General features: G+C 72.4%; 26 protein-coding genes. 23 read left to right on the top strand and 3 right to left on the bottom strand.

The features are described from left to right. Positions 1-35 precede the first annotated feature (35 nt). The 10 genes from HQQ79_RS02015 (at position 36) to HQQ79_RS01970 (ending at position 7,431) form a co-directional block, all read left to right on the top strand. A complete protein-coding gene (locus tag HQQ79_RS02015) occupies positions 36-500 on the top strand; it encodes an RNA polymerase sigma factor (RefSeq protein WP_173032324.1) in 465 nt (154 codons plus the stop codon). After that, positions 497-1,333, top strand: coding sequence for a hypothetical protein (locus HQQ79_RS02010; RefSeq protein WP_173032323.1), 837 nt, complete (start codon positions 497-499; stop codon positions 1,331-1,333). The genes HQQ79_RS02015 and HQQ79_RS02010 overlap by 4 nt, the downstream gene beginning before the upstream one ends. A gap of 143 nt (positions 1,334-1,476) precedes the next feature. Next, positions 1,477-2,280: a sulfite exporter TauE/SafE family protein gene (locus tag HQQ79_RS02005; protein ID WP_173032322.1), complete on the top strand. Its 804-nt coding sequence runs from the start codon at positions 1,477-1,479 to the stop codon at positions 2,278-2,280. After that, positions 2,277-2,912 carry a DNA alkylation repair protein gene (locus HQQ79_RS02000; RefSeq protein ID WP_173032321.1) on the top strand — a complete coding sequence of 212 codons (636 nt, stop codon included), beginning with the start codon at positions 2,277-2,279 and terminating at the stop codon, positions 2,910-2,912. The genes HQQ79_RS02005 and HQQ79_RS02000 overlap by 4 nt, the downstream gene beginning before the upstream one ends. A 284-nt stretch (positions 2,913-3,196) precedes the next feature. After that, positions 3,197-4,390, top strand: a complete 1,194-nt coding sequence (locus tag HQQ79_RS01995; protein ID WP_173032320.1) for a zinc-dependent alcohol dehydrogenase — start codon at positions 3,197-3,199, stop codon at positions 4,388-4,390. After that, complete coding sequence (locus HQQ79_RS01990) at positions 4,390-5,499, top strand: NAD-dependent epimerase/dehydratase family protein (RefSeq protein ID WP_173032319.1); 1,110 nt, start codon at positions 4,390-4,392, stop codon at positions 5,497-5,499. Before HQQ79_RS01995 ends, HQQ79_RS01990 begins: the two co-directional genes overlap by 1 nt. A gap of 203 nt (positions 5,500-5,702) precedes the next feature. Beyond that, the gene (locus HQQ79_RS01985) at positions 5,703-6,059 is read left to right on the top strand and encodes an SHOCT domain-containing protein (RefSeq protein WP_173032318.1); all 357 of its coding nucleotides are present in this window, start codon (positions 5,703-5,705) and stop codon (positions 6,057-6,059) included. Further along, entirely contained in the window at positions 6,056-6,310 is a 255-nt protein-coding gene (locus HQQ79_RS01980) for a hypothetical protein (RefSeq protein ID WP_173032317.1), read from the top strand. The genes HQQ79_RS01985 and HQQ79_RS01980 overlap by 4 nt, the downstream gene beginning before the upstream one ends. A 9-nt stretch (positions 6,311-6,319) precedes the next feature. After that, positions 6,320-6,730, top strand: coding sequence for a DUF6314 family protein (locus HQQ79_RS01975; RefSeq protein ID WP_173032316.1), 411 nt, complete (start codon positions 6,320-6,322; stop codon positions 6,728-6,730). A 35-nt stretch (positions 6,731-6,765) separates the two neighbouring features. Further along, positions 6,766-7,431 carry a pentapeptide repeat-containing protein gene (locus HQQ79_RS01970; RefSeq protein ID WP_173032315.1) on the top strand — a complete coding sequence of 222 codons (666 nt, stop codon included), beginning with the start codon at positions 6,766-6,768 and terminating at the stop codon, positions 7,429-7,431. A 129-nt stretch (positions 7,432-7,560) separates the two neighbouring features. On the opposite strand, the gene HQQ79_RS01965 is transcribed toward HQQ79_RS01970, so the two are convergent. After that, positions 7,561-8,556: an NAD(P)/FAD-dependent oxidoreductase gene (locus HQQ79_RS01965; protein WP_173032314.1), complete on the bottom strand. Its 996-nt coding sequence runs from the start codon at positions 8,554-8,556 to the stop codon at positions 7,561-7,563. 67 nt (positions 8,557-8,623) lie between these two features. Here HQQ79_RS01965 and HQQ79_RS01960 point away from each other — a divergent pair, with 67 nt between their 5' ends. Continuing rightward, positions 8,624-9,232 carry a helix-turn-helix domain-containing protein gene (locus HQQ79_RS01960; RefSeq protein ID WP_173032313.1) on the top strand — a complete coding sequence of 203 codons (609 nt, stop codon included), beginning with the start codon at positions 8,624-8,626 and terminating at the stop codon, positions 9,230-9,232. Positions 9,233-9,252: 20 nt separating this feature from the next. Here the strand turns inward: HQQ79_RS01960 and HQQ79_RS01955 are convergent, their stop codons facing one another. Continuing rightward, a complete protein-coding gene (locus HQQ79_RS01955; protein ID WP_173032312.1) occupies positions 9,253-10,008 on the bottom strand; it encodes a glycosyltransferase family 2 protein in 756 nt (251 codons plus the stop codon). A gap of 146 nt (positions 10,009-10,154) precedes the next feature. Here HQQ79_RS01955 and HQQ79_RS01950 point away from each other — a divergent pair, with 146 nt between their 5' ends. From HQQ79_RS01950 to HQQ79_RS01910, 9 genes are all read left to right on the top strand, one after another. Continuing rightward, positions 10,155-10,982, top strand: coding sequence for a hypothetical protein (locus HQQ79_RS01950; RefSeq protein ID WP_173032311.1), 828 nt, complete (start codon positions 10,155-10,157; stop codon positions 10,980-10,982). Further along, positions 10,979-11,422 (top strand): phage holin family protein, encoded by a 444-nt coding sequence (locus HQQ79_RS01945; RefSeq protein WP_051597109.1) that lies wholly within the window; start codon positions 10,979-10,981, stop codon positions 11,420-11,422. Before HQQ79_RS01950 ends, HQQ79_RS01945 begins: the two co-directional genes overlap by 4 nt. Next, positions 11,419-11,991, top strand: a complete 573-nt coding sequence (locus HQQ79_RS01940; RefSeq protein ID WP_173032310.1) for a DUF3618 domain-containing protein — start codon at positions 11,419-11,421, stop codon at positions 11,989-11,991. The genes HQQ79_RS01945 and HQQ79_RS01940 overlap by 4 nt, the downstream gene beginning before the upstream one ends. Positions 11,992-12,070: 79 nt before the next feature. Next, positions 12,071-12,496 carry a MarR family winged helix-turn-helix transcriptional regulator gene (locus HQQ79_RS01935; RefSeq protein WP_071245883.1) on the top strand — a complete coding sequence of 142 codons (426 nt, stop codon included), beginning with the start codon at positions 12,071-12,073 and terminating at the stop codon, positions 12,494-12,496. A gap of 58 nt (positions 12,497-12,554) precedes the next feature. Next, positions 12,555-13,196: an MBL fold metallo-hydrolase gene (locus tag HQQ79_RS01930; RefSeq protein WP_071245885.1), complete on the top strand. Its 642-nt coding sequence runs from the start codon at positions 12,555-12,557 to the stop codon at positions 13,194-13,196. Positions 13,197-13,250: 54 nt separating this feature from the next. Further along, entirely contained in the window at positions 13,251-13,940 is a 690-nt protein-coding gene (locus HQQ79_RS01925) for an HAD family hydrolase (RefSeq protein ID WP_173032309.1), read from the top strand. 118 nt (positions 13,941-14,058) lie between these two features. Beyond that, complete coding sequence (locus HQQ79_RS01920; RefSeq protein ID WP_367948037.1) at positions 14,059-14,541, top strand: GNAT family N-acetyltransferase; 483 nt, start codon at positions 14,059-14,061, stop codon at positions 14,539-14,541. Positions 14,542-14,593: 52 nt separating this feature from the next. Beyond that, positions 14,594-15,214 (top strand): TetR/AcrR family transcriptional regulator, encoded by a 621-nt coding sequence (locus HQQ79_RS18360; protein WP_216852145.1) that lies wholly within the window; start codon positions 14,594-14,596, stop codon positions 15,212-15,214. Next, positions 15,211-16,896, top strand: a complete 1,686-nt coding sequence (locus HQQ79_RS01910) for an MDR family MFS transporter (RefSeq protein WP_173032308.1) — start codon at positions 15,211-15,213, stop codon at positions 16,894-16,896. Before HQQ79_RS18360 ends, HQQ79_RS01910 begins: the two co-directional genes overlap by 4 nt. Before the next feature lie 168 nt (positions 16,897-17,064). Here the strand turns inward: HQQ79_RS01910 and HQQ79_RS01905 are convergent, their stop codons facing one another. Further along, positions 17,065-18,063: a LacI family DNA-binding transcriptional regulator gene (locus tag HQQ79_RS01905; protein WP_367948036.1), complete on the bottom strand. Its 999-nt coding sequence runs from the start codon at positions 18,061-18,063 to the stop codon at positions 17,065-17,067. A 162-nt stretch (positions 18,064-18,225) separates the two neighbouring features. Between HQQ79_RS01905 and HQQ79_RS01900 the strand changes: the two genes are divergently transcribed. Genes HQQ79_RS01900 through HQQ79_RS01890 form a run of 3 tightly spaced genes read left to right on the top strand, consistent with a single transcriptional unit; the run spans position 18,226 to position 21,551 of the window. Then, on the top strand, positions 18,226-19,257 hold the full coding sequence (locus HQQ79_RS01900; protein WP_027467145.1) for a nucleoside hydrolase: 1,032 nt from the start codon (positions 18,226-18,228) through the stop codon (positions 19,255-19,257). Between the two features lie 6 nt (positions 19,258-19,263). Next, complete coding sequence (locus tag HQQ79_RS01895; protein ID WP_173032307.1) at positions 19,264-20,694, top strand: MFS transporter; 1,431 nt, start codon at positions 19,264-19,266, stop codon at positions 20,692-20,694. After that, positions 20,691-21,551, top strand: coding sequence for a ribokinase (locus HQQ79_RS01890; RefSeq protein WP_173032306.1), 861 nt, complete (start codon positions 20,691-20,693; stop codon positions 21,549-21,551). Before HQQ79_RS01895 ends, HQQ79_RS01890 begins: the two co-directional genes overlap by 4 nt. Positions 21,552-21,598 lie beyond the last annotated feature (47 nt).

The following is a 21,598-nucleotide window of genomic DNA, read 5'->3' as shown; positions in this document are numbered from 1 at the left end:
CGATCTCGCGACACTCCTGAAGTGAAGGGAGTGCTGTGACGAACGACGATTCACACCTCGTGCGCCGGATGGTCGCCGGGGACCGTGCCGCACTGGCGACCGCGTTCGACCGGTTCGCCCCGGTGCTGACGCGCTACGCGTGGGCGGTCTCCGCGACGCCGACCGACGTCGAGCGCGTCGTGCAGGAGTCGTTCATATCGCTCTGGCAGCACGCCGACGGCTTGTACCTGCCCACCGGTCTGCTGCTGCCGTGGCTCCTGGCCGTCTGCCGGTCGCACGCCCGGACGAGTGGTGCGGACGGTGTCGACGGTGACGGCGCTGCGCCGTTGCGCTGGGTCGAGGACGACCTGCGTGCCCTCCCCGAGACCGACCGACGACTCGTCGAGCTCTGTCTCGTCGAGGGTCGGACGTGGTCGGACGCCGCGCAGCACCTCGGACTCCGCCCGCAAGGACCCACGCCACGGCGGGGGTCCCGAGCGACGAAGGAGGTGCAGCGATGAACTCCGAGCCCCCGATCGGAGACGACCTGCAGCGCATGCTCGTCTCGATGAAGCAGAACGTGCTCGAGCGGGCCGAACCACGGAAGCGCCGTGGACGTCGCACCGGCATCGTCATCACCGTCATCGCCCTGCTCGCCGTGGGGACGGCGGGTGGTGGCGTCGCGCTCGGACTCATCCCGACGTCGCCCACCGAGCCCGAGCCCACGCCGAGCGCCACCAGCCAGCCGAGCCAGACCGTCACGCCGTCGTCGGCGCCGGTCGTCGGTGAACCGACCCCGACGCCCACGCCCACGCCGACCGCCTCGCCGTACTCGGCGACGGACTGGTCGACGTGGACGATCTCGGCGGATGCCGTCGGACCGGCGACGCTCGGCAGCCCCGCCGGGTCCGACGACGCCGCACTGCGAGCTGCGTTCTCGCCCGCGCCGCCCCTGATCGACGACAAGGGGACCGTGATCTACCCGTTCGGTTGCCCGAACACGAACTCCAGGATCTGGGACGGACCCGGCGGCGAGCGTGTCGTCGAGGTCGTCGCCGGCGGCACGGTCGGTACGGTCGTCATCCAGCAGGGGCAGGACGCCGCACCGGGCCAGCAGGTGGGCCCGAAGACGCTCGAGGGGGTCGGTCTGGGCAGCACCCTCGCCGAGGTCAGGGGCGCCTACCCGGACCTGGTCCAGACCCGGACGGACGCGGCGGGTGGTACCCGTGACACGTTCTGGGCGGTTCGGTCCGGCGAGCGGTACATCGTCTTCCAGGTCGGCGAGGGGAGCGGCCGCGTGGCGACCGTCTTCGTGTCCGGCACGAGCGAGCCGGTGGCCGACTACTGCTCCTGACGCCGCGCCGGAGCGAGCTGACGTTCGCTTCGTGAGCAGAAATGGTCGGGTCGCCTTCGGGCACCCGACCATTACTGCACTCCAAGTGCGGGCCACCTCGCACCGTGCGAGAGCACGCCCGCGGCGCGGATAGCCTGGGCAGGATGAGGAAGCGCGGCGGAACGGTGCTCGTGTTGGTGGCGATCGGGGTCCTGGCGGGGGTCCTGTCCGGGTTGTTCGGCGTCGGCGGTGGGGTCATCGTGGTGCCGGCGCTCATGGCCTTCGCACAGATGGACCAGCGTCGGGCCTCGGCCACGTCGCTCGTGGCGATCGCCCCCGCGGCCGTCGTCGGTGCGGTCACCTACGCCGTGCAGGGCGAGGTGCACTGGCTGGCGGCCCTGACCCTGGCGGTCGGCAGCGTCATCGGCGCGCCGATCGGTGCCCGGCTGCTCCGTGCCCTGCCGCTCCGCGTGCTGCCCTGGATCTTCGTCGGGTTCATCGCCGTCGTGCTGGTGTCGCTGTTCACCACGGTGCCGACCCGCGGCGGCGAGGTGCACTTCGGGGTCGTCGAGGCGATCGTCCTGCTGCTGCTCGGGCTGCTGTCGGGGGTGCTGTCCGGGCTCGTCGGGGTCGGCGGCGGGGTCGTCATCGTGCCGGGGCTCGAGGTCGTGCTCGGCGCCGGCGACCTGCTGGCGAAGGGCACGTCACTCCTCACGATGGTGCCGACGTCGGTGTCCGGGACGGTCGCGAACCTGCGGCGTCGCGCGGTCGACCTGCGGGTCGGGCTGACGGTCGGCATCACCGCCGCCGTCTGCTCGCCGGGTGGCGCCGTGCTGGCGCGCCTGGTCGACCCGCAGGTCGGCACCTGGCTGTTCGCGGCGTTCCTGGTGGTCGTCGCGGTCATCGTGCTCAGCCGCGGGCGTCGGAGGCCACCACAGAACGACGCGAGCGACGGGGAGGTCGCGTGACGGGCCTCCCGGCAGGGCGCGACGCGGAAGCCGTGCTGGCGGCGTTCGCCCGCACCACCGGCGACGTCGCCGCGGCCCGCCGGGTCGCGCGGCAGTTCCACGACCTCGACGAGGGGGAGCGCTCGGCGCTGCTCTGGAGCGAGGACGACGGCGCGAAGCTCGTCGCCGTCCTGCTGCTCGTGCAGGCGATGCGGGCGCACCCGGATCCGGAACTCACCGACGAGTACCTGTCCGCGGCGAAGGCCGAGCGGTTCGAGGACCCGGTGCTCGTCGACCTGGCCGCCGAGGAACTCGTCGGCGCCCCGTTGGTGGGCGCTTCGACCGGCCCGCTGTTCGCGCTGGCGAAGTCCGACGTCGCGATGGTGCGCCGGATCGCGGTCGTGGCGACCCTGGCGTTCGTGAAGCAGGGCGACGCCGAGGTACCGCTCGGGATCGCCGGTCGCCTGGTGCGGGAGCGCAGCGAGACGGTGCAGTCGGCGCTCGGGTTGGTCCTGCGCGAGACGGGGAAGCGGGCGTCCGAGCCGGCACTCGTGGCGTTCCTCGAGCAGAGCGGCCGGTTCCTCAGCCCGGCCGCCCGGCGAACGGCGACCGAGCACCTGCCGCTGGGGGAGCGTGACCGGCTGCGCGGATGACGCAGCTCGCGGTCGCGCGCGACGCCTTGCTCGCCCGGGCAGAACCCGCCTGAGGCGACGGCCGGGAGGCCCGGCGCGGGTCCGCCCCGCCGCTGGCGGCCCGCGCGCACCGGCCCCACCGCCGTGCCGGGGTCCGACGCCTGTGCTGCGGGCATGCCCACCCGCGCCGACGTGCGCGAGGGGGACGCGGGGCTGGGAGCGTCCACGGGGCGGGCGCGTACCGAGGAGGGGAACGCGAGTCGTGCCTCCAGGCCGGCTCGAAGCGACCACGAGAGGAACGCAACGTGCGCGCACTGACCTACCAGGGCACCGAGAAGGTGTCCGTCGAGACCGTCCCCGACCCGACCATCCAGGAGCCGACCGACGCGATCGTGCGGATCACCTCCACGGCGATCTGCGGGTCCGACCTGCACCTGTACCGCGTGCTCGGCCCGTACATCGACCGCGGCGACGTCCTCGGCCACGAGCCGATGGGCATCGTGGAAGAGGTCGGATCCGGCGTCACGAACCTGAAGGTCGGCGACCGGGTCGTCATCCCCTTCAACATCTCCTGCGGCCACTGCTGGATGTGCCAGCACGGCCTGCAGTCGCAGTGCGAGACCACCCAGGTGACCGAGTACGGCACCGGTGCCTCGCTGTTCGGCTACACCAAGATGTACGGCCAGGTCCCCGGTGGCCAGGCCGAGTACCTGCGCGTCCCGTACGCCGACTACGGCCCCATCGTCGTGCCGGACGACGGCACCCCCGACGACCGCTGGCTGTTCCTGAGCGACATCCTGCCGACCGCGTGGCAGGCCGTGCAGTACGCCCAGGTGCCCGAGGGCGGCACGCTCGCCGTGCTCGGCCTCGGCCCGGTCGGCCAGTTCGCCGCCCGCATCGGCAAGCACCTCGGCTACCGCGTGCTCGCCGTCGACCCCGAGCAGGTCCGCCGTGACCTGGGGGCGAAGCACGGCGCCGAGGTGTTCGACCTGACCAAGGACCTGGTGCCCGAGCTCGTCGACCTGACCGACGGGCGCGGCCCCGACGGGGTCGTCGACGCCGTCGGCATGGAGGCCCACGGCAACCCGATGGCGGGCTTCGCACAGCGTGCCGCCGGCCTGCTGCCCGACAAGCTCGCGCAGAAGGCGATCGAGACCGCCGGTGTCGACCGCCTGGCCGCCGTGCACGCGGCGATCGACCTGGTCCGCCGCGGTGGCACCGTCTCGCTGAGCGGTGTCTACGGCGGCATGGCCGACCCGATGCCGATGATGACGCTGTTCGACAAGCAGATCACCATCCGCGAGGGCCAGTGCAACGTGAAGCGTTGGATCGACGACATCATGCCGCTCGTCTCCGACCCGTCGGACCCGCTCGGCACGCTCGACCTGACCACCCACCGCGTCTCGCTCGAGGAGGCCCCGCACATGTACGAGGTCTTCCAGAAGAAGCAGGACAACTGCGTCAAGGTCGTGCTCGACCCCGCGATGGCCGCGGCCTGATGCGCGTCGTCGTCGTCGGCGCGACCGGCAACGTGGGGACGGCGGTGCTCCGTCGGCTCGCGGCCGTGCGCGCCGACGGCGACGGCGACACCGGCCGTCACGCCGCCGGTGACGCCGGCCGTCACGCCGCCGGTGACGTCGCACGCGACGCCGCCGGCGTCCAGATCGTCGGTGTCGCCCGGCGGCTGCCGGACCTGCGCGCGGAGCCGTACGCCGCCGCCGTCTGGCACGCGGTCGACGTCGGTGCCGCGGACGCCGTGGACCAGCTCACGGCCGTGTTCCAGGGCGCCGACGCCGTCATCCACCTGGCCTGGGCCCTCCAGCCGACGCACGACATCCCGGCGCAGCACCGCACGAACGTGACCGGCACGGCGAACGTCCTGGCCGCCGTCGCGCGCGCCGAGGTGCCCCAGGTCGTCGTCGCGTCCTCGGTCGGCGCCTACCGCGGGGTGGACGTCGACGGCAAGCACACCCCGGTGGACGAGAGCTGGCCCGCCGACGGCATCCCGACGGCGACGTACTCGATCCACAAGGCCGCCAACGAAGCGGCGATGGACGCGTTCGAGGCCGAACACCCCTCCGTGACGGTCACCCGGCTGCGCCCGGGGCTGATCTTCCAGCGGGACGCCGCCGCCGAGATCCGGGGGCTGTTCCTCGGACACCTCGTGCCGATGTCGATCGTGCGGTGGATCCGCTGGCTCGTGTTGCCGCTGCCGTACCCGTTCGTGTTCCAGGCCGTGCACGCCGACGACGTCGCGGACGCCTACTGGCGCGCGGTCGACCGACGGGCAGCTGGGGCGTTCAACATCGCCGCCTCGCCCGTGCTCAACCCGCCGCGACTGGCGCGCGCCTTCGGCATGCTCGGTGCCGTGCGGATCCCGCTGCGGTTGCTGCGCGGGATCGTGACGGTCACGTGGCGGCTGCGGTTGCAGCCGACGGACGCCGGGTGGATCGACATCGCGGCCGGGGTGCCGATCATGCGGACCGACCGTGCCCGGTCGGTGCTCGGATGGGAGGCCCGGCACACCTCCGAAGAAGCGTTGCGTGCACTCGTGGCCGGGTTCGCGGACGGTGCGAACGTTCCGGGGTCGGGGCCGCTCCGCGGCTGACCGGGCTTGGGCTGGGGGTGGCCGGGGTCGGCGCTGCCTGGTCGCCCCGGGCGTACCGGGTGCTTTCGGGCGTACGGGGTCGGAAGTTCTGACCAGGTACGCCCGGTTCCACATTCCATCGCGGGCGTTCTGGGAAGGAACGCCCGCTCGTGTTCCCCGTCTCGCGCTACGCTTCGCTCGTCGTTGTGAGAAGGGGGAGTGCGATGGTGCTCAGTTGGTCCGCGTTCAGTGAGCTCGAGGGGCCGGGGGAGTCGGGGATGTCCGACCTGTTCGGCGGCTGGTTCGGCATCGCGTTCGGGGTCGTCGCGGCGCTGATGATCCTGACGACCCTGACGATCGTCATCCTCGCGCTCTACCGGGGCAAGCGGATGGCCGACCGTGGTCAGAACCCGCTCACCATGCAGGAGGACATCGCGTACCAGGCGATGCAGAGCCGCACGTTCGCTCCGGACAAGCCGCTCGAACAGCGCCTCGCCGAACTCGACGACCTGCACGCGCGCGGCGTGATCTCCGACGAGGAGCACCGCAGCGCCCGAGCCGAGGCCCTGCGCGGACGATGATCGCCTCCGAAGACGTCCGCAACCCCCTGATCCCGCCGGTCTACGACCTCGTCTGGACCCTGCTGATGGCGCTCGTCGTCATCGTGGTCATCGTCGCCGTGTGCATCGCGGTCGTCCGCAGTCGGCGTCCCCACGGTGCCCGTCGGAGCTCGCCGGAGCAGCGGCTCCTCGAACTCGACGAGCTGCACGCCCGCGGTGTCATCACCGACGACGAGCGCCGAGCCGCGCGGGCCGAGGCCCTGCGCGGTTAGCCTGGTCCGGTGCTGCTGCCGACGGACCTGCTCGGGGTGTGGGACCTCCACCGCACCGTGCACGACCACCGTGCCGGGGCGGCGGGGACCGTCACCGGGACCACCACGTTGACCCGGGCCGGCGACGACGAGGTTCGCTGGGACGAGTCCGGCGTGATGACCTTCGACGGCCGGTCCACCCCGGTGTCCCGGACCCTCCTCCTCCGGCGGGGTCCCGACGGCGGCTGGACCGTGCACTTCTCCGACGGTCGGGTCTTCCACGACTGGGTCTGGGGCACGAGCGTCGCCCACGCCTGCGCTCCGGACGACTACACGGGTGCCTTCGACGGCGACGAAGACCGCTGGACGGTGCGGTGGGAAGCGCGGGGCCCGGCGAAGGACTACCGGTTGGACAGCGTCCTCACCCGACCGCGGTCGTGACCCGCGGGGTCGGACGTCACCGCCAGACTGAGGGCATGGCACGCTCCTCCGGCACCGACGCCCCGCGCATCACCCTGACCGAACCGACGAACCTCGAGGACTGGGCGCCAGCTCCCGGTGACGTCCTGACGGGGGACCGCCTCGAGGGCAAGCGCATCGACGTCCTCGACCTGGCCGGCGAGCGGCTACCCGACCTGGAGATCGAGGAGTGTGTCATCGACACGTTCCGGGGCGACGACGCGGACTTCCGTGGGCTCCGGGTCCGTGACTCGATCATCGACTCGCTCGACGCCCCGATCCTGCGGGCGTCGAGCAGCTCGTGGCGCGAGGTCCGGGTCTCCGGCGGTCGGGTCGGCTCGGCGGAGCTGTACGACTCCGGGCTGAACGGCGTCGAGTTCGTCGGCATGAAGTTCGGGTTCGTGAACCTGCGCGGCTCGACGATCACCGACGTGGTGTTCCGCGACTGCGTCATCGACGAGCTCGACATCGCCGACGCGAAGCTGCTGCGGGTGTCGTTCGACGGCAGCCGCATCCGCGCCGCCGAGGGGTCGAACACCCGCATCGACCACGTGGACCTGCGCGGAGCGGACCTCGATCGGGTCGAGCGGCTCGAAGGGTTCCGCGGGGCCACGATCGGCGCCGACCAGCTGTACACGCTCGCTCCGCTGCTGGCCGCGCAGGCCGGCTACCGCGTCGACTGACGGCTCCCTCGCACCGTGCGAGGTGCGCCCACGAGTCGTGCGGGGTTCCGCACTCGGTGCGACCACGCGGACCTCACACCGAGTACGGAACCTCGCACCGGACGTCAGAAGCCCGCGTGGCGCGTCGCGTCAGCCAGCGCCGATGCCAGCGCCGACGCCAGCGCCGACCCCGGCCAGCGCCGCGGCCAGGTCGGCCTGCACCAGGTCGCCGTGCACCGCTGCGCCCACCTGGGTGCCGGCGGCCGCCGACGCGATGACCGTCGCCATCGGGGTCGTCACGTTGCCGGCCGCGGACACCCCGCGCACGGCGGTCTGCCCGGCGGCGTCCACGGTCAGCGCCGTCGCGAAGCGGTGGTCGCCCATGAACTGGTCGGTGGCGGCGAGGCCGAGCCCGGACAGGAAGCCCACCCGCGCCTCGGGCCGGCTCGCCGTGGCCAGGGCATCGAGCTCGACGAAGGAACCGTCGCCGAGCCGGACCCCGGTCAGCCGGTCACCCTCGGAGACCACTTCGGCGACCGGACCCTGAATCACCGAGATGCCGCGGGCCGCCAAACCGGCCAGGGCGGTGTCGTCCATCAGTTCTGGATCCGTCAGGAACGCGGTCACCCGATCGCTCAGCGCCCGGAACATGAGCGCGTGGTGTGCGGCGTTCGGTGTCGTGACGAGGACCCCGATCCGCTGGTCGCGGATCTCCCACCCGTGGCAGAACGGGCAGTGCACGACCCCGCGCCCCCACTGTTCGGCCAGGCCCGGGACCTCGGGCAGGACGTCCACGGCGCCGGAGGCGACGACCAGTCTGCGGGCCGTGACGGCCGCGCCGGAGTCCAGCGTGACCGAGAAGCCGACCGGGTCGTGACCGTCACCGGTCGTGGCGGACGTGGCCACGACCCTCCCGGCCGTGACCTGGACGCCGTAGGCGGCGACCTCGTCGCGACCGATGCGGATCAGCTCGGCGGGCGCGACGCCCTCGTGGCCGAGGTAGTTGTGTGCGCCGGCCGCCGGAGCGTTGCGGGGCTCGCCGGAGTCGACGACGAGCACCGTGCGCCGCGAACGGCCGAGGATCAGGGCGGCGGAGAGGCCGGCGGCCGAGCCGCCGATGACGATGACGTCGAAGTGTCCAGGCATGCGCTGATCATGCGGCCGGTCACGAGTGAACAGCAATGAAGTTTGCTGATCTGGCAAAATGGCCCGTATGGCACACAGCACCCCGGGACCGGTCGCCCCGCGCACGACGGCCGACGTCGTCGACGGGGTCGGCCCCCGACTCCGCGCGCTGCGCGCCCACCGCGACGTCACGCTCGCGGCACTGTCCGAGCAGACGAGGATCTCGGTGAGCACCCTGTCGCGGCTCGAGTCCGGCCAGCGGAAGCCCACGCTGGAACTGCTGCTGCCCCTCGCCCGGGCCTACCAGGTGCCCCTCGACGACCTGGTCGGCGCACCGCAGACCGGCGACCCGCGCGTGCACATGAAGCCCGAGGTGCACGGCGGCCGCGTCGTCGTCCCGCTGACGAAGCGGACCGGCGGGGTGCGCTCGTTCAAGCAGCTGTTCCCGCCGAACACCCCGGGTGGGGAACCGTCGCTCAAGACGCACGAGGGCTACGAGTGGCTCTACGTGCTGTCCGGACGGCTCCGGCTGGTGCTGGGGGAGCACGACCTCGACCTCGGCCCCGGAGAGGTCGCCGAGTTCGACACCCACACCCCGCACTGGATGGGCAACGTGACCGACTCCGTCACCGAGGTGCTGTGCCTGTACGGGCCGCAGGGCGAGCGGGCGCACGTGCGGTCGCGGCCCGCTCGGTGACCGGCTGACCGAAGCCGTCGTCAGCGGCTTCGCCACCACCGCCGCGACCGCGACCGCGATCGCAGCCGTCGTGCCCACCGGCGCACCGGGTTGGCCCGCCGGCCGTTCACGCGGAACGTGTGGAAGGCGCGTCGCGTCCGCACCCAGACGGACGGGAGGCCCGACAACGGTCGCGCGGACACCTGCACCGTGAGCACGGGGTCGGCCACCACCCGCCAGGCCGGGTCGAGCTGCATGCTCAGGTCGACGTCGTCGTGCACCTCGGCGTCGTCCCGGTGCGCTCGCCCCCCGACCGCGGCCCAGGTCGACCGGCGCATCGCCATGGCGGACCCGAACAACGGTGGGTGTCCGAGTGCACTCCACATCAGCACGAAGTACGGGCCCATGTACACGGCATCCCACAGTCGGCGCACCACGGGGCCGCCGTTCCGGGGCCGGCCCGGACCGGTGACCGCGACGACCTCGGGGTCGGCGAGCAGGCGGACGGCGTCGGCGATCCAGGACGGCGGTGGGACGGAGTCGGCATCGAGCCGCACGACGACGTCGCCGGACGCCCGGTCGTAGCCGCGCGCCGAGGCCCGGGCGATCCCGCGCACCGGCTCCGTGACCACGACCGCGCCGGCGTCCCGGGCGATCGCCGCGCTGTCGTCGGTGCTGCCGTTGTCGACCACGACGACCTCGTCGGCCGGCCGGGTCTGGGCCGCGAGGGCGGCGAGGCACCGGCGCAGGTGCACGGCATCGTCCCGCACAGGGATCACGACCGAGACACGGGGCACCCGTCGATCCAACCGGCTGGCGCCTGTGCGGATTGCCGGACCGCGTTTCCCGGTGATCCTGGGACAGGCCCAAGAGGGCACGGCGCACGTTCGTTGCGAAACGCCCCCGGTGCACGCCGGGGACGACGACAACCGGAAGGCCGACCATGACCACGAACCCACCCGGGAACGACTCCGGGACGCCCATCCACGACCGCACCGCAGCCTCCGAGGGGCACGAGGTCGCCCCCGGCGTGACCGTGCCGTCGTACGCCAGCGGTACCCCCGCCGCGCGACCCACCGACCCCGGTGCGCCCCGGACCGACGACCCGTACGGCGACAGCGCCGCCGAGGTGCCGTTCGACGCGCCCCTCGACGCCGTCCCGGCCGACGAGCAGCTCCCCGCCGTCCCGTCCGCCGCGTCCGCCGGCGGCGTCAGCGGCTCCAGCGGCGCTGGCAGCTCCAGCGGCGACGGCAGCGGCTCCGGCAAGGCCGATGCGGCGAAGGGTGCCGCGCAGGACGTCGCCGGCGACGCCAAGGAGAAGGCCGCGAACGTCGCGGGCACCGCCAAGGAGCAGGCGTCGAAGGTCGCCTCCGAGGCGACCGACCACGCCAAGCAGCTCTACGGCCAGGCGTCCGAGAACCTCAAGCAGCAGGCCGGCGAGCAGCAGCAGCGCGCCGCCGGCGGACTCCGCTCCCTCGGCGAGCAGCTCGGACGCATGGCCGAGAACGACGACGAGCAGGGTGTGGCCTCGAAGGTCGTCCGCGACCTGTCGGGCCGCGCGACCTCCGCCGCCGGGTTCCTCGAGAACCGCGACCCGGGCTCGCTGCTCGACGAGGTGAAGACCTTCGCCGCGAAGCGCCCCGGCACCTTCATCGCGATCGCCGCGGGCGCGGGCCTGCTGGCCGGCCGCCTGACCAAGGCGCTCGCGACCGAGGTCAAGCACGAGAAGGAGGCCGGCGACGGCACGACCGGATCGGGGAGTGGCGTATGAGCCAGTCCGTCCCCGGCGCGACACCCCTGGGCGAACCGACGCCCGAGGAGCGCGCTGCGACCACACCGCTCGGTGAGCTGCTGTCCGACGTGTCGCGCGACCTCTCCAGCCTGTTCCGGCAGGAGGTCGCCCTCGCGAAGGCCGAGCTGACCGACTCCGCGAAGAAGGCCGGCAAGGCGGGCGGGATGTTCGGCGGCGCCGGACTCACCGCCGTGTTCGCCCTGCTGTTCCTGTCGATCGCCGCGTGGTGGGGCCTCGGTTACCTGATCGGCAACGCCTGGTCCGCCCTGATCATCGCGGTCGTGTACGCGATCGTCGCCGCGATCCTGGCCGTCCGCGGGCGCAAGGAGATCAAGGAGATCAAGGGCGCCCCGCAGACGGTCGAGACCGCCAAGGAAGTCCCCGAGACACTCAAGCCCAACACCGGGAGGAAGCCATGAGCACCCCAGACGAGATCCGCGCCGACATCGAGCGCACCCGCGGCGAACTCGGCTCCGACGTCGACGCCCTCGCCGACAAGGTCAGCCCGTCGTCCATCGCCCACCGCCAGAGCGAGAAGGTGAAGGGCCGGTTCCAGGACGTCCGCGAGTCCGTGATGGGCGCGGCGCAGTCGGCCCGCTCGAGCGCCTCCGGTTCCGCCTCGGGCGCGACCGGCCAGGCGAAGGACGTCGCGCAGAAGGGCGTCGAGAAGGCGAAGGGCAACCCCCTGGCCGTCGGCCTCATCGCGTTCGGTGCCGGTTGGCTCGTGTCGTCGCTCCTGCCGACGACCGAGCAGGAAGAAGAGCTCGCCGGTGAGCTGAAGGACAAGGCTGCACCGCTCGTCGACGAGGTCAAGGAGCAGGCGAAGGACGTCGGCTCGCAGCTCGGCGACGTGGCGAAGGAGCACGCGCAGGACCTCAAGGGGACCGCGCAGGACGCCGCGCAGGCGGTCAAGGGCGAGGCGCAGGGGGCCGCGTCCGACGTCAAGGACAGCGCGCAGGGTGCGGCGGACGACGTCCGCAGCAGCTGAGCGGAACCCCGTGACGGACAGGAGGCGAGGTGCCAGCTGGCACCGCGCCTCCTGTCCGTGAAGCGGTAGCGTTCCGGGCATGGACCCGATCGACGAGCTCGCTGCGGAGCTCCGACAGTCCATCGGCCGGGTCGTGCGTGCCGCACGACGCGAGGCGGACGCGCTGCCGGCCACCCACACCACCACCCTCGGGTTCCTGCACCGCGAGGGTCCGATGACGATCGCGGAACTCGCGCGCCGCCGCGGGGTGAAGCACCAGGGGCAGTCCCGCACGGTCGGCGAACTGGCCGAGCTCGGCTACGTCGACCGGACGGCGTCGGACACCGACCGCCGCGCGTCGGTCATCCGGATCACGGACGCCGGCCGGGCCGCACTGCAGCGGGACATGGACGCCCGCACGGACTGGCTGGCCGACGCGATCCGCGAGGAGACCGACGCCGAGGAGCGTGCGCTGCTGCGCCGTCTGCCCGAGCTGTTCGAGCGCGTTGCGCGTCGGGCCGACTGAACGACCCCTCACCTTCCCGGGAGCCCGAGAAGTACAACACGGCTGTACAATTGTGCGCATGGAGTTGACGAAGTACAACCACGCCACCGTCGTCCTCGAGCAGGACGGCGTCACCCTCGTCATCGACCCCGGGGTGTTCACGCCCGAGGCCGTCGACCTCGTCCGCGGAGCAGCGGGCGTCCTCGTCACGCACGACCACCCCGACCACTTCGACATCGACGCCCTGCGCGCGGGACTCTCCGCGAACCCGGACCTCGTCGTCCGCGGTCCGGAGACCGTCGTCGAGCAGCTCGGCGAACACCACGGCCGGGTCCAAGCGGTGCACGCCGGCGACACGATCACCGTCGGACCGTTCTCCGTCCGGGTCTTCGGCGAGCAGCACGCGGTCATCCACCCCGACATCCCGTCCACCGCGAACGTCGGCTACCTGGTGGACGACGCGGTGTTCCACCCGGGCGACGCGTACCTCGAGCCCGGTGTCCCGGTGCCGACCCTGCTGCTGCCGACGAGCGGGCCGTGGACGAACACCGCCCAGGCCGTCGACTACGTGCGAGCCGTGGCGCCGGAGCGGGCCGTGCAGATCCACGAGGCGATGCTGAGCGAGCTCGGCCAGCAGTCCGCCGCGCGGTTCCTCGGGCCGGACGGTCTCGGGCCGGTGCCCGTCCTGATCCTGCCCGCGGGGGAGACGATCACCGTCTGACGGACGCGGGCGGCCCCTGGGAGGCGATCCGGGCCTCCCGAGCAGCATGGTGGGATGGCCGACGCACCCACGACAGCAGTCCTCTTCGACATCGACGGCACCCTCGCCGACTCGAACTACGCGCACATCGACGCGTGGTGGCGGGCGTTCCTGGCGGCGGGGGAGTCCGTCGACGCCTGGCGCATCCACCGCGCGATCGGGATGGACTCGGCGAAGCTGCTCGAGACGCTGCTGCCGGACGTGTCCCAGGAGATTCGCGACACCGCCAAGCAGTTCCACACCGCCTACTACGCCGAGCAGATGCCGCGGCTCCGGCTGCTGCCGGGTGCACGCGAGCTCCTGCAGGCCGTCGCCGAAGCGGGGCACGCCGTGGTCCTGGCGACCAGTGCGCCCGAGCACGAACTCGCCCGCCTGCGCGACCTGCTCGACGCGGGTGAGTGGGTCACCGCCGAGACCAGCTCCGAGGACGTCGAGCAGGCGAAGCCGGACCCCGGCATCATCCGGGTCGCACTCGACAAGGCCGGGGTCTCGGCCGACGACGCCGTGATGGTCGGTGACGCCATGTGGGACGTCGAGTCCGCCGGCAAGGTGGGGGTGCAGTGCGTCGGCGTGATGACCGGCGGCATCGGCGGCGACGAGCTCCGCGGTGCCGGCGCGGTCGAGGTGTACGACGACGCGGCGGCCGTGCTCGCGGCGTTCCGCGCCGGCGAGGGCCCGATCGCGGCACTCGGCCAGCGCGCCTGACGAGCGGCGCCGGTCGCGCCTGACGGCGGCGCCGGTCGCGCCCGACGGCGGCGCCGGTCGCGCCCGGCGGGCGCCTCGGTTTCCGCGTCGTCGGTCGCCCGTGCCAGGATCGACGTTCGTGATCACGATCGAACGCGTGTCCTGGGACGACCCCCGCAGCGTGGTGCTCCGCGCCCGCCTGGACGACGAGATGCACGAGCGCTACGGTTCGGCCAACGCCGACGAGGACCCGGCGGTCACCGCTGAGCGGGGTCGTGCGCTGAGCGTCGACCCGTCGACCGTCGTCACGTCGATCCTGGCCGTCGACGAGTCCGGCGAACCGGTCGGGCACATCGCGGTCCGGCGTCTGGGTGACGAGGTCGAACTGAAGCGGCTCATCGTGCTCGCCTCGGCGCGCGGCAAGGGTGCGGCCACCGCGCTGCTCGACGAGTGCGAGCGCGTCGGTCGCGAACTCGGCGCCGGGCGGCTCATCCTGCAGACCGGTGACAAGCAGCCCGACGCCGTGGCGCTCTACCGCAAGACCGGCTGGGACCAGATCGCGGTCTACGAGCCCTACGTCGCGACCATGCCCTGGTCGTTCTGCTTCGAGAAGGCCCTGTAGCCCGCCGCCGGCCCGTATTGCACTTTCGGCAGGAGAGTGCAATTCTTGCTCGGTGAGCACCACCGAACGCACCCGCGCGCTGCGTCGACGCATGATCGTCGAGGCACGTCGGGCGACGGTCAAACACGGGCTGCACGGCTTCACGATCGAGCAGCTCTGCGAGACCGTCGGGGTGTCGCGCCGCACGTTCTTCAACCACTTCGGGTCGAAGGACGACGCCGTGCTCGGCATCGAGCTCAACGCCGACGTCGAGGCGATCGACGCCTACGCCGCGGGCGGGATCGTCCCCGGCGAGCTCGACCCCCTCGGCTCGATCGTAGCGCTGGCGATCGACCAGTTCGGCCGGGTCGGGTTCGTCCGTGCCGACGAGGCCATGATGCGTCGGGTCTTCGAGCGGGAGCCGGCGCTCGTCGCGCGGTTCCTGTCGGCGACCGACGTGCAGCTCGCCCGGGTCACCGTGGCCGTGCGCCGTCGGTTCGGGTGGGACGACCCCGGCGACCGTCGGGCGCGCCTGGTGACCGAGGCCGCGGCCGCGCTGCTGAAGGTGACCGCGGAGACGTACTTCGACGACGCCTTCGACGAGGCCACCGGACCGACGTTCGACGCGCTGCTCACCGAGAACCTCCGCCTGCTCAGGGCGGTCACCACGACCGAACGGGAACACACCACATGAGCGCCACCGCGCCGGGCACCACCAAGCGTGCCCGCCCAGGCTCCGACGGCCCGCTGCTCCTGACGCAGCGTCGCATCTGGATCATCTTCTCCGCCCTGATCGCGGGGATGCTGCTCTCCAGCCTCGACCAGACCATCGTCTCCACCGCGATGCCCACCATCGTCGGCGAGCTCGGCGGCGTCGCGCACCAGGCCTGGCTGACGACCGGGTACCTGCTCGCCTCCACCATCGTGATGCCCGTCTACGGCAAGTTCGGCGACGTCCTCGGTCGCCGCAACCTGTTCCTCATCGCGATCGCGCTGTTCACCATCGCGTCGGCCGGGTGCGCGTTCGCCACGGACTTCACGCAGCTCGTGGCGTTCCGCGCCATGCAGGGGCTCGGCGGCGGTGGCCTGATGATCCTGTCGCAGGCGATCATCGCGGACATCGTCCCGGCCTCGCAGCGCGGCAAGTACCTCGGCCCGCTCGGTGCGATCTTCGGCCTGTCCGCCATCGGTGGCCCGCTGCTCGGTGGCTTCTTCGTGGACCACCTCACCTGGAACTGGGCGTTCTACATCAACATCCCGGTCGGCATCGCGGCGTTCTTCGTGGCGTGGTTCGCGCTGACCCTGCCGAACAAGAAGGCGACGAAGCGCATCGACGTCCTCGGCGTGCTGTTCATGTCCGCGGCGACCACGTGCCTGGTGTTCTTCTCGGAGTTCGGCGGCAGCAAGGACCACGGCTGGGACGCTCCCGAGACCTGGGCCTGGTTCGCCGGTCTCGTCGTCGCGGCAGCGCTCCTGGTGTTCGTCGAGTCCCGTGCGCAGGACCCGGTGCTCCCGCTGTCGTTCTTCCGCAACCGCACCTTCCTGCTGGCCACCGGCATCGGCCTCGTGCTCGGCATCGGCATGTTCGCGGCGATCGGCTTCGTCCCGACCTTCCTGCAGATGGCCTCGGGTACCTCGGCCGCGGTCTCCGGTCTGCTGATGCTGCCGATGATGGCCGGCCTGATCGGCACCTCGATCGCCTCGGGTGTCCTGATCACCAAGACCGGGCGCTACCGGATGTTCCCGATCGTCGGCACGGTCCTGGTGGCCATCGCGATGCTCGCGATGACCCAGCTGGCGGCGGACACCCCGATCTGGCTGATCTGCGCGTACCTGTTCGTCTTCGGTGCCGGGCTCGGCCTGATCATGCAGGTGGTCGTCCTCGTCGCGCAGAACGCCGTGCCCGCCGAGCAGGTCGGTACCGCCACGTCGACGAACAACTACTTCCGCGAGGTCGGTGCCTCCCTCGGCACCGCCGTCTTCGGAGCGCTCTTCACCGCGCGGCTCACGACGTCGCTGACCGACGTGTTCCGCGGTGCCGGTGGGTCGGCGACCGATGCGGCGTCCTCAGCGGGGAGCATCGACCCGTCGACCGTCGCGGGCCTGCCGCCTGCGGTGCAGGACGGCATCGTGAACGCCTACGCCGACTCGCTCGCACCGGTGTTCTGGTACCTGCTGCCGTTCATCGCGGTGGCGTTCCTGCTCGCGCTCTTCCTGCCGCAGATCAAGCTCTCCGACACGGCCGGCATGGTCGCCCGTGGCGAGGCCGTCGGCGGCGACGAGGCCGACGAGCTCGAGCGCGCGCAGCGCGCTGCGCGTGCGGAGCACGCGGCGGCTCCGGAGGGTTCCGCACCGGGGCGGGACACCGACCGGTAGACGCGACCGACCGACGGCCGGGAGGCGCGGTGCCAGCTGGCACCGGGCCTCCCGTCCGTCATCCGGTCGCGCTCACTGCCGCGGCCGACCTTTCGGGCCCAGCGACACCTCGCGCGTTCCAGCGCACGTGAGGTGTCGCTGAGCGCGTGAGGTCGCGGTGACCCCGCGCTACGCGCCGGTGCTCGCGCGCGGCACGAGCCGCGTCGGCAGGGCCGCGGGCTCGGCGGCCGTGCCGTCGAGCGTCGCGAGGAGCCGCAGTGCCGCAGCGCGACCGAGGTCGGCGCCGGGCAGCGCCACGCTCGTCAGGGCCGGCGCGGTGACCGACGACGACGGCAGGTCGTCGAAGCCCGCGACCGCGAGTGCGCCGGGGACGGCGATGCCGAGCGCGCCGGCGACCCGCAGGACTCCGTAGGCCAGGGTGTCCGCGGCCGCGACGACGGCGGTGACGTCGTCGTCCTGCCAGGCCTCGATGACGTGCTCGGTGGCCGAGGCCGCGGCCTCCACGGTCAGGTCGGCGCGGGCGGTGACCTCGGAGACCGTGATGCCGGCCTCCGCACAGGCCTGCTCGAACAGTTCGCGGCGCACGCCGAACGTCGCCGCCCGCGAGGTGCCGTCGAGGTAGCCCACGTGCCGGTGTCCCCGGTCGTGCAGGTGGGCGACGAGGTCGTGCACGCCGGTGGAGAGGTCGTAGTTGACCGCCTCGGGCCCACCGGGGGCGTCGAGCAGCACCACGGGGACGCTCGCCGACATCGGCTCGTCGGCGGCCGGGGCGTCGACCAGGATGCCGGCCGGCCGGAGCCGTTCGAAGCGCCGGACGTCGGCCGCGATCGGCTGTGCACCCCGCTCGGTGACGGAGAGCACGAGCTGGAACCGGTCGCCCAGGGTGTCGCGGACGCCACGGATGACCTCGGCGAAGAACGGGTTCGACAGGTCGGGGGCGATGAACACGACGAGGTCGCCGCTGCCGCGCGCCAACGAGCTGGCGGCGTGGTCGACGACGTAGCCGAGGTCGTCCACGGCGTCGCGGACCCGCGCGGCGATGGGGGCGGAGACCCGCCCGCGGTCCTTGCCGTTCACGACGAGGGAGACCGTGGCGATGCTCGTGCCCGCACGCTCGGCCACCATCGCAGCGGTCACACGACGGCTCGGGGCGGCGGGGGAGGGCACTCGTCGATGCTAGCGAGCGCGGTGGTCGAACTTGACGTCAAGCGTTTGACGTGTTTCGATGTCAAACGCTTGATGCGCCGCGTCGCCAGCGCTCTGCCGGCCCGTGGATCCCCACCACGTCGAGCACTCACCTCGATTCCCCGAAGAAGTGGAGCGCCCAGCGTGCCCGATGCGACCCAGCCCGCCGCGAAGATCATCCTCGACTGCGACCCCGGCCACGACGACGCCGTGGCGCTCCTGCTCGCCCACGGCAGCCCGGCCATCGACCTGCTCGCCGTGACCACCGTCGTCGGCAACCAGACCCTGCCGAAGGTCACCCGCAACGCCCTGGCCGTCGCCCGCATCGCCGGCATCACCGGGGTGCCGTTCGCCGCCGGAGCCGCCCGCCCGCTGCTGCGCCAGATCGAGGTCGCACCGGACATCCACGGCGAGAGCGGCCTGGACGGCCCGATGCTCCCCGAGCCGTCGTTCGACCTCGACGAGCGCCACGCCGTCGACCTGATCATCGACACCGTGATGGCCCACGAGCCCGGCACGGTCACCCTCGTGCCGACCGGCGGCCTGACGAACATCGCCCTCGCCGCCCGCAAGGAGCCCCGCATCGTCGAGCGCGTCAAGCAGGTCGTGCTCATGGGCGGCGGCGTGCACGTCGGCAACTGGAGCCCGGTCGCCGAGTTCAACATCGTCATCGACCCCGAGGCCGCGGCCATCGTGTTCGAGGCCGGCTGGGACGTCGTGATGGTCGGCCTCGACCTGACGCACCAGGCCCTGGCCACCCCCGAGGTCGCCGCGCGCATCGCCGGCGTCGGTACCGCCCCCGCCGCGTTCGTCGGCGAGCTGCTCGACTTCTTCGGCCAGACCTACAAGGACGCCCAGGGCTTCGACGCCCCGCCGGTCCACGACCCCTGCGCCGTCGCGTACGTCATCGACCCCACGATCGTCCGCGCCGTGAAGGTCCCGATCCACGTCGAGACCCAGGGCGCGCTGACCCTCGGCATGACCGTCGCCGACTTCCGCGCCCCCGCACCCGAGGACTGCCGCACGAGCGCCGCGATGGAGCTCGACCACGGCCGGTTCTGGGACCTCGTCGTCGACGCCCTCGAGCGCATCGGCGAGACGGCCGACACCGGCTGGACCCCACGTGCCGCCGCCGACGCCGTCGAAGCCGGCATCACCACGACCCCGGAGCGCTGAACCCCCATGACCACCACCTCGACGAAGAAGTCGATCGGCGCCCTCACCGCCGCGCTCCTCGCCGCGTGCATCGCGTTCCAGCTGAACGCGAGCATGCTCAGCCCCGCCCTCGTCACGATGGCGCGCGAGCTGAACACCGACGACGCCACCATCGGCCTGTCGCAGACCCTGTACTTCACGCTCGCGGCGCTGTTCTCGCTGTTCCTGCCGCGGCTGTCCGACATCGTGGGCCGCAAGCGCGTGCTGATCGGCATGCTCGCCGTGATGCTCGTCGGCAGCATCGTCGCCGCGCTCGCGGTGAACGTGCCGATGCTGTTCGCCGGTCGCATCATCCAGGGCGTCACCGGTCCGGTCGTCCCCATCTGCCTGCTCGTCCTGCGCAACGAGATCAGCGACCCGAAGCGCTACGGCGCCGCCCTCGGGCTGCTGACCGCCGTGAACGGCGGCATCGCGGGCGTCGACGCCCTGGCCGGCGGGTGGATCGCGACGAACTTCGGGTTCCGCGGGATCTTCTGGGTCATCGCCGTCGTCACCGTGATCGCCCTGCTCCTGGTCGCGGTCTGGGGCGTCGAGTCGAAGCCCTCGGCCGGCACCCGGATGGACTGGATCGGCGTCGTGCCCCTCGTGGTGAGCGTGGGTGCGCTGCTCACGGCGTTCAACGAGGCCGGCAAGCTCGGCGCGGCGAACCCCGTGCTCGTGGTCGGTGGCGTCGTCGTCGCGCTCGTCGCCTTCGTCGTGTTCTGGGCCGTCGAGTCGCGGGTGCGGGAACCCCTGGTCGAGACCCGGTTCCTGAAGCGCCGTGCGACCTGGGCGCTCCTGGCGACGACGTTCCTGACGATGACGGGCGTCTTCGCCGTGGTCAACGGACTCGTCACGAGCCTCGCGCAGAACGGTGACGCCGGCTTCGGGATGGAGCCCGACCTGGCGTCGCTCGTGTTCCTCACCCCGTACGCGCTGGTCGGCTGGATCGTCGGACCCTTCGCCGGGCGCCTCGCCCCGACCATCGGGTACCGCGCCGTCCTGCGCGTCGGGCTGATCGGCAGCATCGTCTCGACCGTCCTGATGGCGTTGGTCGGCGTGCACTCGCTGCCCGTGCTGGTCACCGCGACCGTGCTGATCGGCATCACCTACGCCGGCATCGCGAACATCATCCTGAACGGCCTGGGCATCGTGCTGTCGCCGGAGTCGAACCCCGGGTTCCTGCCCGGCCTGAACGCCGGTGCGTTCAACCTCGGCGCCGGGGTCAGCTTCGCGGTCCTGCCCGCGCTGCAGATCGCGCTCGGCGTCGGCGGTTCCGCGGGCACCGCCGGGTACTCCGGTGGCATGCTGCTCGGGGCCGCGATCACGACCGTCGCGCTCGCGATCTCGTTCCTCATCCCCCGTCCGGAGAGCGCCGAGACCACGTCCGTCGCCCCGCAGAAGGAGACCGTCCGTTGACCGAGAGCATCGTCGTCGTCGGGTCGCTCAACGCGGACCTGGTGGTCCGCACCGAGCGCTTCCCCCAGCCCGGTGAGACCCTGCAGGGCTCCGACCTCGCGATCCTGCCCGGAGGCAAGTCCGCCAACCAGGCGGTGGCAGCCGGGAGGCTCGGGGGCACGGTGCGCATGATCGGTGCGGTCGGCGACGACGGGAACGGCGCGCTGCTCCGCGATTCCGTCGCGGCCGCGGGTGTCGACACGACGCACGTCGCGATCCGGGAGGGCGTCGCGACCGGCACCGCCGTCATCACCGTCGACGCCGCAGGCGAGAACACCATCGTGATCTCCGCCGGGGCGAACGGCACGCTGACGCCTGACGACGTGCCGGCCGACGTCTTCGCCGGCGCCGCGGTGCTGGGGCTCTGCCTCGAGGTCTCGATCGACGTCGTCCTCGCCGCCGCCCGGGCCGCGCACGCCGCCGGGGTCACGGTGCTCACGAACCTGTCACCGTTCGGCGCCGTGCCGGCCGAGCTCCTCGAACTGACCGACGTGCTGCTGGTGAACGAGCACGAGGCCGCGGCGCTCGGTGACCACGGCGTCGCCCGGTCGATCGTCACACGCGGCGGTGCCGGCTGCGTCGTGCACGACGGGGGTGCCGAGCCGGTGTCGATCGACGCCGTCCGGGTCGAGCCCGTGGACACCACGGGCTGCGGCGACGCCTTCATGGGTGCGGTGGCGCTGCGTCTGGCCGCGGGGGACACCCTCGTCGACGCCGCTCGGTTCGCGGTGGGGGTCGGGGCGTACGCCGCGACCAAGCCGGGCGCTCAGGCCTCGTACCCGACCACCACCGAGCTGGAGGCGTTCCTGCGGGCGTGACCCGCGCCTCCCGGGTCGAACCGTCCCGCCGGCCCGCTAGCGTTGTG

Source organism: Curtobacterium sp. VKM Ac-2852, from assembly GCF_013205045.1.
GTDB lineage: Bacteria > Actinomycetota > Actinomycetes > Actinomycetales > Microbacteriaceae > Curtobacterium > Curtobacterium flaccumfaciens.
Note: the sequence above shows the minus strand (reverse complement) of the source record. Positions and strands in the feature narration are given on the sequence as shown.